The sequence below is a fragment of the Shewanella woodyi ATCC 51908 genome (genome assembly GCF_000019525.1).
In the GTDB taxonomy this organism is placed as follows: domain Bacteria; phylum Pseudomonadota; class Gammaproteobacteria; order Enterobacterales; family Shewanellaceae; genus Shewanella; species Shewanella woodyi.
The window spans coordinates 4,124,335-4,138,229 of sequence record NC_010506.1 but is presented as its reverse complement, the minus strand read 5'-3'; the positions used below and the strand labels follow the sequence as shown (position 1 = coordinate 4,138,229).

Here is a 13,895-nt window from a genome sequence, read left to right as displayed (position 1 = left end):
CGTTATTTTGAGGCTTTGTCAGTGGTCAGTGTAGCGAGGCGGTAGCCTTGGCCACGTAGCGTTTCAATAAGCCCATATTGATTATCAGGATCGAGCTTTTTACGTAACCGCCTGATAAAGACCTCGATGACATTGGAGTCGAGGTCAAAGTCCTGATCATAGATATGTTCGGTGAGTACCGTCTTGGATTTTACTTCACCAGGATGGAGCATAAAGTACTCAAATAATTTATATTCAGAACCACTTAAGGTGATAAGGCGCTCGCCCTTTTTTACCTCTAAACTGCTAGTGTTGATACTAAAAGGGCCGTTGTGTATCAAGGGGCTTGCTTTGCCCGCCGAGCGGCGGATCAGCGCCTTGAGTCTGGCGACTAACTCTTCGGGTTGAAATGGTTTAGTTAGGTAATCATCGGCGCCCGCATCGAGTCCCTCTACTTTATCTTGCCAACTGTCACGAGCGGTTAAGATAAGAATGGGAAAATCGATCTCCTTCTCTCTGAGTGTGGTGATAAGTGCGATACCATCCATCTTTGGCAGGCCCACATCAATGATCCCAGCGTCATAGCGATATTCACACCCTTGGAAGAGGCCTATTTCACCGTCACTGGCCACATCGACGGTATAGTTAGCGTCAAGTAGGTGTTGCTTCAGGTTAGTTTGTAGCTCAATATCATCTTCGACTAGCAGTATTCTCATCTGTGTCTCCTCCCTAAGTTAATGACTATGAACATTAATTTCGACGAACACTGCCAGTTTTGGCATCCACAGAAACATAAAAAACCACCCCTTGGTTTGATAACATCTTTATCCGATAGCCCGGATTACCATTGACTCGACTGGATTGAGCCTTAAGTACCTTGCCTCGATATTGACGTTTCACCAATTGGATAGCTTGATCTGTGCTTTTTACTCTAAGTTGGCCCTTAGCCTGCCTAGACGATTGACCCGCCATGGTCATGGCGCTTGTCGTCATTACTTGATACGCACTCTTCGCCTGCCCAGTTTGCGGTGCCAGAGAAGCTGTGGTTAATGTTGCTGTGAGTATCAAAATAGAGCCTAACTTCATTCAGTGTGCCCGCCTATAGGAGAGTTAACTTGTGCTAGCCAATACAACTAGCCGATGTCTTAGTGTAAAAGATCCCACACGATTAAGAAACTCTCTAATTTGTTTCTAAGTACTTGTTTATTAAATGTAGTACAAGCATGACCTCCTTAAGCTTATCTGGTTGAGATGAACATAGGCTGAATGCGCTTAGTGAGGCAAGCTGGATAAATTGCTTAATTTTCAACGTTCAGCTTCTGTTCACATTAAATCGTCTCTAATGACCTCAACAACCAAGATTAGATGAGGCTTAAGATATGAAACCGGAAACACAAGCAATTTTGACAACACAGATGGGTAAGACATTGCAATCCTTAAGCCTAGTGGTGGGGTTAACCATGGCTGCAGGACAGGTGAGTGCCACAGAGCGTGATGCTGATGGATTTAGTGTCGATAAGGTAAATAGCTCTATTGGTCGAGAGTTAAGCAGTGCTGAGTTAACCACTGTGAATTCGGGGCGTATCGGTTCACTGGCGGAGCTTGATCAAACTCAGTTAAACCAGTTGCGTTTCAATGCTGAAAATAATCAGTCAACTGGGATTAAACCTAAAACTCGACAAGAGATGATCAGCGCCCATAAAAAAGGGCTAATTCCAGTAAAATACCAGCTAAAAAAGGTAAAAGGAGACTCACAAGCTAATGTGCCTGCGGCATTTGCTAACCCTATCTATAACGAGTTTGCCATCTATGATGCCAGCAGCCGTTTGTTTGAAGATAATGACTATGACGGTTTCTACCAAACCTTCAGTGTCACCTTCGATGCCGATGTATATGGTGCCTATCAAAATGAGCATGCCGAGGTTTACGCCGAGATGTATTTGAGCCGCAACGGCGGGCCTTGGGAGCACTATTACACCACAGATATTTTCACTATTGTCGGGGATTCGACTGAGGATGATTTTGAAGTATTAACAACCCTTAATTCAGGTTACTCGGCTGATTATTATGATGTGTTAATTGATCTCTATGAAGTGGGCTATACAGACATAGTCGCGACGGTAAGCTCTGATGATTTCGACAGCCTTTATGCATTGCCGCTTGAGAGTAGCGATAGAGATTATATTGATAATGGCAATAGCAGTAGTGAAGGCCATGGTGGTGGCTCGCTCTCTTTTATCGTACTACTTGGCTTAGCTTTGTTAGCTAGATTAAGAGGCTTATCGACTAAGCGTTAACCCTAATAATCTCTGTCTAAGCCTATCTTCCAAAGCCGACCTCTGTCGGCTTTGGTTTATGCTTATTTGAAGGTAATATACTTAACGATTTTAGTTAATGACCTTTTTGATTATGACTGTCGACAATATGCGCGAAGTAGAACAAGTTACAATTATTGGTAACACTCAGGATACAGCGCTGTGGATCTGGGAAAATTTAGTACCTAAAAGTGGTAGGGCTGCCAGTGCGCAGGGAGAGGTGATGCGCTGTATCGAGTTGTTAGCCTGGGAAGCGCAAAACAATTCGAATTTAAACTGGAATAAGAGTTTTGATGATATTTTAGCCTACCTAAAAGAGACCTATCTAGGTGACACCTCACCCATGTCGGCTTTTTTTGATGAGAACACCAAGAGCCAGATAGAGAGTGACCTGCACCGTCTCGGACATTTTATCCTGCCCACAGAGTTAGACAGTAGAGTTTATAATGAAGAGCTGCCTTATATTGAGGAAGATCTTTATGCTCGTTTAACCGAAAACTTGGTTAGTTTCTGCCGACAATACCCATCACTCCTGCCACGCTAACCATGCCAAAACAGCCCCAATAAAAATATATACTTGTTACGCAGTTGTTATCGTCCTCTTTTCTGGTAGGCTAAGTTTTAGTAGATAATTGAATAGTAATAATAAGATATAGGAAGAGTTACAGGGGGAGGAGATGAAAAAAATACTTATGACGGGAAGTGCGCTATTGACGCTATTTCTAGCGACATCAGCAACAGCGGCTCCGGATATTCAAGGTTACTATATTGGCGCAATGGGTGGTTATGGTGAACTCGAAGCCAATGAGTTTAATGAGTCTGCTGCCAGTTACGGTGGGTATGCTGGTTATAGTTTTGGCAAAGATTTAGCCATTGAGAGTACATTCTTTACCACGGCCAACTTAGCCGATGAGGGAGATGTTAAGGCGAGAGCTGTCACGCTGGCGGCAAAATTGAACCACTTTTTTAGTCCAACTTATTCCATGTTTATTAAAATAGGGGTTGCAAGTACTGATGTGTCGGCAGGCATCGATGATTACTCTGCGACTGGCTGGATTTGGGGGGCAGGCTTTAATATGGCCATAACCGACAATGTGAATGTACGTCTTGGTTATGAGGTGATATTAACCGATCTTGAGCATGATACGTCCGATGACATTATTGACTCTGAACTTGCCAATCTCTATCTGGGTATTAATTACCAATTCTAATTATATTTCCTTCTTCTAATACTGATTGGTATAAAAGGCGTTTATACGCCTTTTTTGTATCTGATACTTTTTGCCCAATATTTACTTTGTAAGTTGTTTCTATAACATCATAAAAATTAATACAAATTGCTCAACTTTGTATAAGTCAGTGAAACAGCTATTGCAATGTTAATGATAATCGTTATCATCTCGCCGTAATACTTATGGGGGATATTAACTAATGCAACAATTTCGTTTTTCACTACTTGCTGTCGCATGCGCATCCAGCTTTTTATCAGGGAGTCTTTTTGCTGCTGATATGGCTGAAAACAAGCACTCTGAACCTTCTGGATCTCAAGCTAAAGAGCTGAAAAACAAGGATGTAGAACATATAACTGTCTATGGAAGACAGAATCAAGTGGTTATGAATTCAGGCCTAGCGACTAAATCAGATATGTCTTTAATGGAGACTCCTGCTGCGGTGGTTATCGTCGATGAGGAGCTCATTAAGGCGCAAGGCGCTGATAGTTTGCAGGATCTGGTGCGTAATATCAGCGGGGTTACTCAAGCTGGTAATAACTATGGCATTGGCGATAACTTAGTTATCCGTGGTTTGGGGGCTAACTACACGTTTGATGGCATGTATGGTGGTGCAGGTTTAGGTAACACCTTTAATCCCACTCGTTCGTTAACCAATGTTGAGTCTATTGAGGTGCTAAAGGGCCCTGCAACAGGGTTATACGGTATGGGAAGCGCTGGTGGCGTGATTAACCTTATCGAGAAAAAACCAGAATTTGAATCTCAAAATGAGATTGGTGTTGAGCTAGGTCAGTGGGATACTTACGCTCTGTCAATTGACAGTACTGGCGGCTTAACCGATAACTTGGCTTACCGAGTTGTCGCTAAAACTGCCCGCAGCGATGGATATAGAGATATAGGCACAGACAGGGATGAGGTCTATACCTCACTTAAGTATGTGATTGATGACTCTCAGGATCTGATGTTGTCGGCCTCCTATATTAAAGATGCTATCGCGGTGGATTCCATCGGTCATCCGATACGTATCTATAATGCCGCTTCGGTAGATGGTAAGTCGGCTGACCAAGTTGGCTGGGAGGATTTAATAAACGATCCTAATGGTAAGGGGATTGTGCTGACTGACACACAACGTCAAGAGTTAGCAAGCTCCCTTGCTGCTGGTGATGGTTTAACCCCTTATGCGTTTGGTAAGGCGGGTATTATTTCTCCTATCGCCAAAGATAATGAGGGGGAGGAGCTTAGGTTTAAGCTGACTCATAATATCTACTTTAACGATAATCTGTTTTTAAATCAGCAGTTACAGTATCGGGACTACACCTCAGGGTTTGCCCGTCAGACGGGTGCTTACAACTATGTGTATTGGGATCGAAGAGGCAGCATTAATGCTGATCCTCGTGCACCACTGGTTGAAAATGGGGTTCTGCATCCCTTTGCTGCGCGTCGTCAGGAGTACCGTAAAGTTGAAGCCGATGAGACCTCTTGGCAGTATTTCGCCGATCTAAGGTATGATTTTGAGCTTGGCGGAATTGAAAATGAGTTGCTGGTTAATGCTAACTTTGAAGACCGCAGTATTCGTTTTAAGCAACACTCTATCTATGATGCCGATAAGGTAATTAAGAACAAAGCGGGTGATGTTATCTACCAAGGAATTCATCCCTACATCTACGATATTCGTAACCCTAATTGGGGAACTGGTAACTTTGAAGATTACGACCCTCTGCTTACCAGTAACTATAACAAGACGGTCAACGCTTGGGGTGTCGGCTTGCAACATGTGGGCTACTTTGGGTATGGCTTCACCACTCGTGTTGGTGTGGCATTTAATGAAATTAAACAAAGCTATGAGCATTTAGGTGTTGATGCTCGTTATCGCGCTAGCGCAGCTGAGCCTACTCCTGAGCAAGATACCACCGATAATGGCATCACCTATAACTTAGGTGTGACCTATATGCCCACTGATAATCTCTCCTTTTTTGTTAACCACTCTAAAGGGCGCACGGCTTACAGTATTCTTGGCAGTGTTACAGGAGGTGAAAGTGACAGGCCTGACTCTGAATCTGTAAGTGATGATCTGGGTGTGCGTTATAAGGCTTTTGATGATCAGATGTTGACCTCTTTGGTGTTCTTTAAAAGTTCACGAACCAATTTGAGGTATACAAATCCAGACTATGAGGATGGGGTCTCAGGACCAAGTGTGTCCCAGTATTTCAATGATGGCAGTGAGGATACTTCAGGCGTCGAGTTGGATATGAATGCCCACCTTAATGATCAATGGTCGGTGAATCTAAATGGTGTGTATCAAGATGCCAGAGACAAAAAAGATCCAACTAGAAGCAGCTTTGATACTCGTCAAAAGGGGGTTCCCTATGTGACTGCCAGTGCTTGGGTGACCTATGGTGCAGAGTGGTTTTCGTTGGCAAGCCCTTTAAATATCAGCTTAGGTGCCAAGTATGTCGATGAGCGCAGTACGAAATCAAGTTCATTCGGTATTCCTGATGGTTATGTGCCTAGTTATACGGTGATGGATACAGCGGTAAGTTATCAGGCCGATAGCTGGAAGCTGCAGCTTAACGTCAATAACTTGCTCAATGAAAGTTACTACAATAAAGCGATGTTTCTCGGTGGTATGCCAGGTGAAGAGCGTAATGCCAAGCTGACCTTTAGCTATCAGTTGTAAGTGATGAGCTTGTTAGTGATCATACTCGAGATCACTGGGGGAAACGCAGCCATAGTGCTGCGTTTTTTATGCCCTCTTTAAATGCGGAGATATTTTTCGTGATTTAAAAATAAACAAATTATTGTTGCTGTGCTAGGTTAGTCTTAATCGATAAAACCATCATTTAAAATAAGAAGATACCCGATGAGACTGACTAAAAATACCATTGCACTGGCATTGACTCTTGGCGTTACGACTAGCTTGTCGAGCATCTTTTCTGTGCAAGCTCTGGAGTTGAGCGACTCAGTAGCACAAGCCATGCCTAAGCTTGAGAAACTCTACTTACATCTGCATCAAAACCCTGAGCTCTCTTATCAAGAGAAGGCCACTGGTCAGCGTATGGCCAAGGAGTTATCTAAGCTGGGTTTTGAGGTAACTGATAATTATGGTGGCTATGGCGTAGTGGGGATTTTTGAAAACGGTGAAGGCCCTGTGGTGATGATCCGCGCTGATACTGATGGATTGCCCATTATTGAAGAGACGGGTAAGTCTTATGCATCGACGGTGACCACTACAGATGTAGCGGGTAAAACTGTTGGCGTGATGCATGGTTGTGGTCATGATATCCATATGACCAGCATGATTGGTGCAGCAGAGCAGTTAGTTAAACAAAAAAATAACTGGAAGGGCACCTTGATGGTGGTGGCGCAGCCTGCTGAAGAGGTCGGTGGTGGAGCCAAGGCGATGCTCAAACAGGGGTTGTTTAAGCAGTTCCCCACACCTGACAAGGTGCTAGGGCTGCATGTCAGTGCCTCTATTCCTGCCGGTAAGGTTGCGGTTGTTTCAGGTTATGCGCTGGCCAATGTCGACTCGGTAGATATCACCATTAAAGGCAAAGGGGGACACGGTGCTTATCCCCACTTAACAATTGATCCTGTGGTGCTTGCTGCTCGCACCGTACTAGCACTGCAAACAATTCCAAGTCGAGAGATTTCCCCACTTGAGCCTAATGTCGTGACCGTTGGTTCTATCCATGGCGGCTCGAAGCATAATATTATCTCTAATGAGGTGAAGTTGCAGTTGACTCTGCGCTCTTACAATCCAGAGGTTCGCTTGCAACAGATAGCGGCAATTGAGCGATTAACCAAGGGGATCGCTGTGAGTGCTGGTTTGCCAGATGAGCTTATGCCCCTTGTGTATGTTCATAATGATGAGACAGTTCCATCTACCTATAACAATCCTGAGTTGGCGGCCAAGGTGAAGGCGAGTATTGAGTTAGAGGTTGGCAAAGCAAATGTCGTTGATGCAGATCCTGTGATGGCGGGTGAAGATTTTGGTCTTTATGGCCGTACTGCTGAGGCGGTACCTATTACTCTGTTTTGGTTAGGCGCGGTAGAGCCTGCAAAATATGAAGCTAGCCTTGATAGCGGAGTCAGCCTGCCTTCATTACATTCGAGCCAATTTGCGCCAGATTACCCTCTTGCCATTAGCACTGGCGTACGAGCAATGACACGCAGTGCCATAGACCTATTTAATGGGAAGTGAGTTAACGCAAAATAGCTAAGTCAGTACCTCTTATTTGAAAGGGGTACTGCAGGCTTTGATAAGCAGTAGATATCACTGGTTAAAATAACTGAACAGTATGGCCAAGCCCTGATTCATCTTTTCCGGTTTCATTCCCGCAAAACCAAGACGAATATAGCGATTTTCATCATTCTCTTTATCTAAGTGAAAACCTGACTCAGAGACCAGATAGATATCATGAGCTAGAGCAAATCTCTCTAACTCTTTGGCATTTTTTTTCACATCTAACCAGATAGCCATACCGCCTGCGGGGATGGTGAAGCTAATATCTAGCCCTTGTTCTTGGTACTGTTCTAATTGGGAGATTAAGTTATTGCGTCTTTGTTGATATTGCTTAGTAGTGCGCCGCAAATGTCTTTCAAAGGAGCCCTCCTTCATCCAACGTCCGATGGCATCTTGCATTAACACATTTGGCTTATGATTCATCACACTTCGATAGTTGATAAGTGCTGGCGCTAATGATTTATCGACGGCCATATAGCCAATACGGCAGCCAGGGAACATAATTTTTGAGAATGTTGATAGGTAGATAACTAGCCCTTGTGGATCGTTTGCGGCTAAAGGGGCTAAGGGCTGACTTGAGTAGTGAAACTCATGATCATAATCATCTTCAACGATGGCGATCTGGTATTTCGCGGCGAGTTGATAAATTTTTCCCCTTTCATGGATTGGCAGAGTCACTGTGGTGGGGTATTGATGCAGAGGGGTTAGATAGATAAGAGAGATGCTTTGCTGCTTCACTAACTGGGTTAAGTGCTCAATATCTATCCCTTTTGAGTGCTGTTTGATGGCGACTAGCTCTGCGCCAGCAGTAGTAAAAGCATTCCATGCAGGCCGGTAGCCTAGGGATTCTACAGCAACTTTAGAACCAGGTTTTAGCAGCACCTGAGAAAGCAAATATAACGCCTCCTGCGAGCCATTAACGGTAATGATCTCCTTATTTGTGATTGAGCGGGCTCGGCGTAAATAGGTGGCAAGCTGAGAGATAAACTGATCATCTCCTCGGTTATTACCATATGACAAGTGATTAAGGCGCGGCCGAGTGAGGCTCTCGCTCATATAAGGCTTAAGTTCATGGAAAGGAAAGGCGGAGATATCAGGGTTTCCCCCTGCAAAGTTGTAACTATACTCATGAGCTGGCTTGCTGTTATCGAGTTCAAAAGCTGTAGGGTTTATCTGCCATATGAATGTATTTTTTTCACACTTTAAGCTCTTTCTAGCATGACGGCTGGATTCCACAGGAATTGATTCAACAACCCTATAGCCTTGACGTTCTATTGATTGAACCCAGCCTTGGGCGATTAACTCTTGGTAAGCTGCCATGATGGTATGGCGGTTGGTTTTCAGTTCGGCGGCAAGTTGACGAGCAGAAGGAAGTGGCTCTTTAGCGTTAACTTTTCCCTGCTTTATAGCGGAGATTATCGCTCTGGCTATCTGTAAAAACTTTGGTTTAGCTGGTTGGGTTAATGTCAGGGTCAGTGCTTTCATCTCTGGTATAGCTATATTTTAATATCTGGGTCTTTTATTTATACCAGATGATGCAAAAATCACCATATCAATTTGAACCGGAGAGCTTACTTGCACACATCAACTCGTTTTACTCCCCATCCCATCACATTGGAATCTAAGGATATCCAACTAAGACCATTAACCAGAGAAGATGTAGCGGGGTTTCAGCTTGCTGGTAATCATGAAAAACTGTGGCAATGGGTAGTGCCTAATCCTTGTAAAAGTCTCGAAATGACAGCTGCTTGGATAGAAAAAGCGCTTGTAGAGCAGGAGTTAGGTAACCAAGTTCCCTTTGTGATTATCGATAAGCAAAGTCAAAAGGTGATAGGCAGTACTCGGTACTGCTCAATTAGGCGCGATGATAGGAATATAGAGATAGGCCATACCTTTATCACACCAGAATTTCAGCGTAGTCATGTGAATACTCAAGCAAAATATTTACTCTTGCAGCATGGGTTTGAAGTATTAGATGCCATCAGAGTAGAGATTAAAACCCATGCAAAAAATGAACAGTCTCGCAGTGCCATTTTGCGTATTGGGGCTGAGTTTGAGGGGATATTACGTAATAGTAGAATTTTGCCCGGTGGCAGCTATAGAAACACAGCAATCTATAGCATTATTGAGCAAGATTGGCCGCAAGTGAAATCAGTTTTACAGGGGAAAATGGAGGCCAGTTAATGCACATACCTAAAACCATGAAGATTGAGAGCCGTGAGCTCATTCATCAGTTTATTGAGGCCTTTAGTTTTGGGGCCATTATCTCTGAACAACTTGAAGCTAATCACCTTCCTTTTTTGCTGCAAAGATCCGAAGGGGAGCTAGGTACGCTCTATGGACACTTCTCTAGAGCTAACCAACATTTGGCAACACAAGATGGCTGTACTGTGATGGTTATTCTTCAAGGGCCGCATAGCTACATATCACCGACCTGGTATGTCTCATCGCCAGCGGTACCAACTTGGAACTATGCTGCAGTGCACATCCATGGAGAGATGAAGCTGTTACCTGTTGCTGACACCATTAAGATATTAGATGAAACGGTGAGGGCTTATGAGCCTGAACTGCTGAACACTGGTGAGACTCTTACTGATGAGTATCGAGATAGGTTAGTGAAGGGGGTGATAGGATTTAAAATCAATATCACTCAGATGCTAGGAAAACAAAAATTAGGTCAAAATAGAAAACCTGCAGATCAACTCGGTGTGGTAAATGGCTTAAAAATTCAAAGTAACACGGATGCTATTTCGTTACTTAATTATATGAAAAAGGTGGGTGTTGGGTTAGGGGAAACGAATAGTTGATAAAATTTTATACATACCATTTTTATTTTAACTTAATTTTTCGAGGTGCTATTTTAGCCACCTCGATATTTCTTTATTTTTTAATCAAATCGGGCTTTATCTCTTTTTTAAACCATTTCTTTAATAGATCTGATTCATATGCAAAAGGTTGACTCGTAATTGGTTGAATACCAAATAAGAAACTCATGTTTTGCAGTTTCTCTGAGCCAGATTTAATCACTTTGCCATTTTGACTTAAGCTATAATCGAAATTGATTCTTGGCGGGTAGAGCTCAGATACAACCCTGATATCATCTGCTGAGGCACCAAAGGTGGGTTGAACATCGCCAGCCAAATCAAGATTGGTGACCATAATGTCTAGTTTCTGATCTTTTCCTAGTACAGGATTAACCTGTTTGCCTAGCTCCTCTGTAAGCTCTGTAAACAGGTAGGGGGTAAATTTAGATTGCAGCCAGATGGTTGATTCTATATCTGTATACTGATTGGGATTTTTCCAGATGATGGCAAGGTTGCCATCATGGGTGATGTAATTATCAACGGGTGCGTTTTCGGCCGTTGATGTACACCCTGTTAATATCGCCATGAATATCAATGTAAGTAATGAAAATACATATTTCATACTAACTCCTTTCAAATTGGTTAATATTAGTGGGAATTTAAATGCCACATTGTTGAAACGTATAACATCGTTTGGACAATGCATTTTATCCTTTTTATTAACCCATTCAAGCTTTGTTGATTAAGTTTAATCTCTAGTTTATTTCATATTAAGGTTTTACCATTTTTATATTGTATCAATGTCACTTAAATCAACACCTTGGTTATATTGGCTTTATTTATGATGTATTTATTTTAATACTTATGTTCCATTAATTTAACAAGGGAATTATTCCTTATTTGTTTGAAGGCCAATGAAAGTTAATTTATAGCCACTAAATATCTAACAGTTCTAAAAACTTTATCTCAGGTTCATGCTCAAGCAGTCCATCAAGTTGCGTTAATAGCTGTGTGAAGTGTGGCTGTTGACAGTGTTCCTCGAACGCTGCTTGATTGGAAAATGACTCCTGAAAGATAAATGTAGTTGAGTCATTGCGAACATTAAATAGCTTGTAGCTCACTGAGCCTGGTTCATTACGGGTTGGGGCTAGCATGGCTAACAGTAAGCGTTTTAACTCGGTCTCTTTTCCAGTTTTTGCTTGGAATGTGGCAATTAGGTTTATCATTACGGCTCCTGTTTGTATTAACGGTATCTTTTGCTACGTTGAAGAAATTCGATTTTGTATCCATCGGGATCTTGGATAAAAAAGAAACTCGCGAGATGAGTATCTTTATGCTTGAGATGTTTAATATCTGTGGGTTGCATATCTAACAAGATGAGCCTGCGGAAGCTCTCTTCAATATCTTCGACACACACGGCTATATGCCCATACCCGCTGCCATGGCTATAGTCATTGTCAACATCATGGTTATAGGTGAGTTCGAGTTCGAAATCAGTTGCCTGATTACCCAGGTAAGTTAAGGTGAATCCGTCGAAAATGAACTGCTCTTTTATCTCAAGTCCAAGTGCTGTTTGGTAAAAGGCGATGGAGCTATCCAGATCTCTGACGCGGATCATGGTATGAATCAGTTTGCTTGTATGGGTATTCACTTGAGCCTCTCTTTAAAAAGAAGCTAGCATATTCCTGTCACTCTATTGCTAGGTAGTACTGGAGTACGACAGGAGATAAATGGTGGATTTTTGCCTCTATACGGACGTCGATTGCTTAAGGTAGATAAGACATGAGCAGCGAAGTATCGAGGCTAGATTGGTGACGCCACCATTGTGTGCCATCGATTCTTTGTAGATATTGCTGATAAATTTCGGCACAGACATCTCTTGATTGTTTGCTATCTGTTCCAGTATCTCCCAGAAGCTGAGCTCGAGTTTGACACTGGTGGCATGGCCATCAATACGGATTGCTCGGGTTATGTATTGGTAGTGCTCAATGGGCTGCTGTGAGAATATCTGGCACATAATTAAACCTGCTAACTTCAAACCGAGAATTTTGTTCTGTTTTTATCCTGCTGTCAAAATTTTTGGCTCTGTCTTGAACGTAACCTGTAGGTTTTTAAGCGCTATGGAATAGCTTGTGTCATCGCAGCATCTGACATGAGGTCCATGATGTTGTCGGCGGTTTTGTCATAAGGTTGCCAGAACATCTGTTTGGAAAAAAAGTCTGGATTGTTATCGAGTAATGGATTGTTTTCGACAAGATTGCTAACCGATACCATGCCTAACTCATTGACGAGCCGATTCTGAACGGATTTTCCGATAAAGTAGTTAGCGACGATTTCGGCTGCTTCGAGTTTTGCTCCACTTAAGTGTTTAGCAAAGTTGATGGTATCGAGCCAAACAGTACTACCCTCTTCAAACTGAACATATTGCCATTGACCACCCTCAGCATTTTTATTCTCAATCTCAACACCATAGCTTGAGGTTAATAGTAGCTCCTGATCATAGCTAGGAGTCCCATCCCAAAAGGAGTGGACCTGTTGATATAAAAGGTTAGTCTGGAGCTGTGCTTCATCTGCAACAAACTGCATCGCTTGTCGTCTATGACCTGAGTTGATGAGGTCGTTAATATAGAAAGGGGGCTTGTCCATAGAGAGCATGACTAGAGCAATATTTGGCTGGATCTGCCCTTTGGCCAGAGAGAGTTTACCTGTCCACTTATCATCCCAGAGATCTTTTACGGATACTGGCAACTCATCAATCGTTAACTTATTCATGTTAGCCCATATGCCATAGGCTCCACCTCCAAAGGGGATATAGACACTTCCCTGCTTAACAACTCCCATAGGAAGTGCTGTTAGCTCAGCTTTTAGCTTCTTGTAGTTAGGCATTCTGGGAGACTGAGTGTTGATAACCTGAAGAAGCTTGGCGGTTTTCTCCTCCTGCATCTTGATGTAATTAAGGGTCAGAAATGAGATATCACATTTGCCGGAGCGGATAACATCAAACATCTGCTCAGGGCCAGACGCAAGCGGGCTAATGACTTGAGCTTCAATATTGTAGTCGTGAACTTTGAGTTGCTGATTAATTGCGGTGAGATCTTGGGGGGTGACGTAACCGTCCCAGGTAAATATTCGTAGGATCTCTGTTGCATGTGAGATTGGAGAGACCATAGCTAAAGTGCTAGCTAACAGAATAATATAACGCATAGTGATCCTTCTGCTGTGCATGGCGAGATAGAAGTACAAACTCCTAATCTAATACACTATTTTAAATCAGTTTTCATTGGTCTGGTCCCCAGTAAAAGTATTCTCCATGAAGCCATTTATC

At 42.9% G+C, this 13,895-nt stretch carries 15 protein-coding genes; 7 read left to right on the top strand and 8 right to left on the bottom strand.

Annotation, left to right across the window (positions count from 1 at the left end; genetic code table 11):
- Window positions 1-2: 2 nt before the first annotated feature.
- The gene (locus SWOO_RS17440) at window positions 3-695 is read right to left on the bottom strand and encodes a response regulator transcription factor (protein ID WP_012325984.1); all 693 of its coding nucleotides are present in this window, start codon (window positions 693-695) and stop codon (window positions 3-5) included.
- Window positions 696-729: 34 nt separating this feature from the next.
- The gene (locus SWOO_RS17435) at window positions 730-1,065 is read right to left on the bottom strand and encodes a PepSY domain-containing protein (RefSeq protein ID WP_012325983.1); all 336 of its coding nucleotides are present in this window, start codon (window positions 1,063-1,065) and stop codon (window positions 730-732) included.
- A 293-nt stretch (window positions 1,066-1,358) separates the two neighbouring features.
- On the opposite strand from SWOO_RS17435, the gene SWOO_RS17430 reads away from it, so the two are divergent.
- From SWOO_RS17430 to SWOO_RS17410, 5 genes are all read left to right on the top strand, one after another.
- Window positions 1,359-2,276, top strand: a complete 918-nt coding sequence (locus SWOO_RS17430; RefSeq protein WP_012325982.1) for a choice-of-anchor H family protein — start codon at window positions 1,359-1,361, stop codon at window positions 2,274-2,276.
- A gap of 97 nt (window positions 2,277-2,373) precedes the next feature.
- Window positions 2,374-2,838, top strand: a complete 465-nt coding sequence (locus SWOO_RS17425; RefSeq protein WP_012325981.1) for a hypothetical protein — start codon at window positions 2,374-2,376, stop codon at window positions 2,836-2,838.
- A 133-nt stretch (window positions 2,839-2,971) separates the two neighbouring features.
- Window positions 2,972-3,505, top strand: a complete 534-nt coding sequence (locus tag SWOO_RS17420; RefSeq protein WP_012325980.1) for an outer membrane beta-barrel protein — start codon at window positions 2,972-2,974, stop codon at window positions 3,503-3,505.
- Between the two features lie 220 nt (window positions 3,506-3,725).
- Entirely contained in the window at window positions 3,726-6,200 is a 2,475-nt protein-coding gene (locus SWOO_RS17415; RefSeq protein WP_012325979.1) for a TonB-dependent receptor, read from the top strand.
- 183 nt (window positions 6,201-6,383) lie between these two features.
- Window positions 6,384-7,724, top strand: coding sequence for a M20 metallopeptidase family protein (locus tag SWOO_RS17410; protein ID WP_012325978.1), 1,341 nt, complete (start codon window positions 6,384-6,386; stop codon window positions 7,722-7,724).
- 72 nt (window positions 7,725-7,796) lie between these two features.
- On the opposite strand, the gene pdxR is transcribed toward SWOO_RS17410, so the two are convergent.
- Entirely contained in the window at window positions 7,797-9,251 is a 1,455-nt protein-coding gene (gene pdxR / locus SWOO_RS17405) for a MocR-like pyridoxine biosynthesis transcription factor PdxR (protein WP_012325977.1), read from the bottom strand.
- 90 nt (window positions 9,252-9,341) lie between these two features.
- Between pdxR and SWOO_RS17400 the strand changes: the two genes are divergently transcribed.
- Together SWOO_RS17400 and SWOO_RS17395 are read left to right on the top strand one after the other, a co-directional pair.
- On the top strand, window positions 9,342-9,950 hold the full coding sequence (locus SWOO_RS17400; protein WP_012325976.1) for a GNAT family N-acetyltransferase: 609 nt from the start codon (window positions 9,342-9,344) through the stop codon (window positions 9,948-9,950).
- Entirely contained in the window at window positions 9,950-10,573 is a 624-nt protein-coding gene (locus SWOO_RS17395; RefSeq protein ID WP_012325975.1) for an FMN-binding negative transcriptional regulator, read from the top strand. The genes SWOO_RS17400 and SWOO_RS17395 overlap by 1 nt, the downstream gene beginning before the upstream one ends.
- Before the next feature lie 73 nt (window positions 10,574-10,646).
- On the opposite strand, the gene SWOO_RS17390 is transcribed toward SWOO_RS17395, so the two are convergent.
- From SWOO_RS17390 to SWOO_RS17370, 5 genes are all read right to left on the bottom strand, one after another.
- The gene (locus tag SWOO_RS17390; protein WP_012325974.1) at window positions 10,647-11,192 is read right to left on the bottom strand and encodes a DUF3016 domain-containing protein; all 546 of its coding nucleotides are present in this window, start codon (window positions 11,190-11,192) and stop codon (window positions 10,647-10,649) included.
- Window positions 11,193-11,505: 313 nt separating this feature from the next.
- Complete coding sequence (locus SWOO_RS17385; protein WP_012325973.1) at window positions 11,506-11,796, bottom strand: putative quinol monooxygenase; 291 nt, start codon at window positions 11,794-11,796, stop codon at window positions 11,506-11,508.
- Between the two features lie 17 nt (window positions 11,797-11,813).
- Complete coding sequence (locus tag SWOO_RS17380; RefSeq protein WP_012325972.1) at window positions 11,814-12,221, bottom strand: VOC family protein; 408 nt, start codon at window positions 12,219-12,221, stop codon at window positions 11,814-11,816.
- Window positions 12,222-12,317: 96 nt separating this feature from the next.
- Complete coding sequence (locus SWOO_RS17375) at window positions 12,318-12,587, bottom strand: ribbon-helix-helix domain-containing protein (RefSeq protein ID WP_012325971.1); 270 nt, start codon at window positions 12,585-12,587, stop codon at window positions 12,318-12,320.
- 101 nt (window positions 12,588-12,688) lie between these two features.
- Window positions 12,689-13,774, bottom strand: a complete 1,086-nt coding sequence (locus tag SWOO_RS17370; RefSeq protein WP_012325970.1) for an ABC transporter substrate-binding protein — start codon at window positions 13,772-13,774, stop codon at window positions 12,689-12,691.
- Between the last annotated feature and the right edge of the window lie 121 nt (window positions 13,775-13,895).

What these genes read in the sequence shown, in the direction of transcription:
- SWOO_RS17440 (WP_012325984.1), bottom strand. Translation starts at nt 695, where the DNA reads ATGAGAATACTGCTAGTCGAAGATGATATTGAGCTACAAACTAACCTG.
- SWOO_RS17435 (WP_012325983.1), bottom strand. Translation starts at nt 1,065, where the DNA reads ATGAAGTTAGGCTCTATTTTGATACTCACAGCAACATTAACCACAGCT.
- SWOO_RS17430 (WP_012325982.1), top strand. Translation starts at nt 1,359, where the DNA reads ATGAAACCGGAAACACAAGCAATTTTGACAACACAGATGGGTAAGACA.
- SWOO_RS17425 (WP_012325981.1), top strand. Translation starts at nt 2,374, where the DNA reads ATGACCTTTTTGATTATGACTGTCGACAATATGCGCGAAGTAGAACAA.
- SWOO_RS17420 (WP_012325980.1), top strand. Translation starts at nt 2,972, where the DNA reads ATGAAAAAAATACTTATGACGGGAAGTGCGCTATTGACGCTATTTCTA.
- SWOO_RS17415 (WP_012325979.1), top strand. Translation starts at nt 3,726, where the DNA reads ATGCAACAATTTCGTTTTTCACTACTTGCTGTCGCATGCGCATCCAGC.
- SWOO_RS17410 (WP_012325978.1), top strand. Translation starts at nt 6,384, where the DNA reads ATGAGACTGACTAAAAATACCATTGCACTGGCATTGACTCTTGGCGTT.
- pdxR (WP_012325977.1), bottom strand. Translation starts at nt 9,251, where the DNA reads ATGAAAGCACTGACCCTGACATTAACCCAACCAGCTAAACCAAAGTTT.
- SWOO_RS17395 (WP_012325975.1), top strand. Translation starts at nt 9,950, where the DNA reads ATGCACATACCTAAAACCATGAAGATTGAGAGCCGTGAGCTCATTCAT.
- SWOO_RS17390 (WP_012325974.1), bottom strand. Translation starts at nt 11,192, where the DNA reads ATGAAATATGTATTTTCATTACTTACATTGATATTCATGGCGATATTA.
- SWOO_RS17385 (WP_012325973.1), bottom strand. Translation starts at nt 11,796, where the DNA reads ATGATAAACCTAATTGCCACATTCCAAGCAAAAACTGGAAAAGAGACC.
- SWOO_RS17375 (WP_012325971.1), bottom strand. Translation starts at nt 12,587, where the DNA reads ATGTGCCAGATATTCTCACAGCAGCCCATTGAGCACTACCAATACATA.
- SWOO_RS17370 (WP_012325970.1), bottom strand. Translation starts at nt 13,774, where the DNA reads ATGCGTTATATTATTCTGTTAGCTAGCACTTTAGCTATGGTCTCTCCA.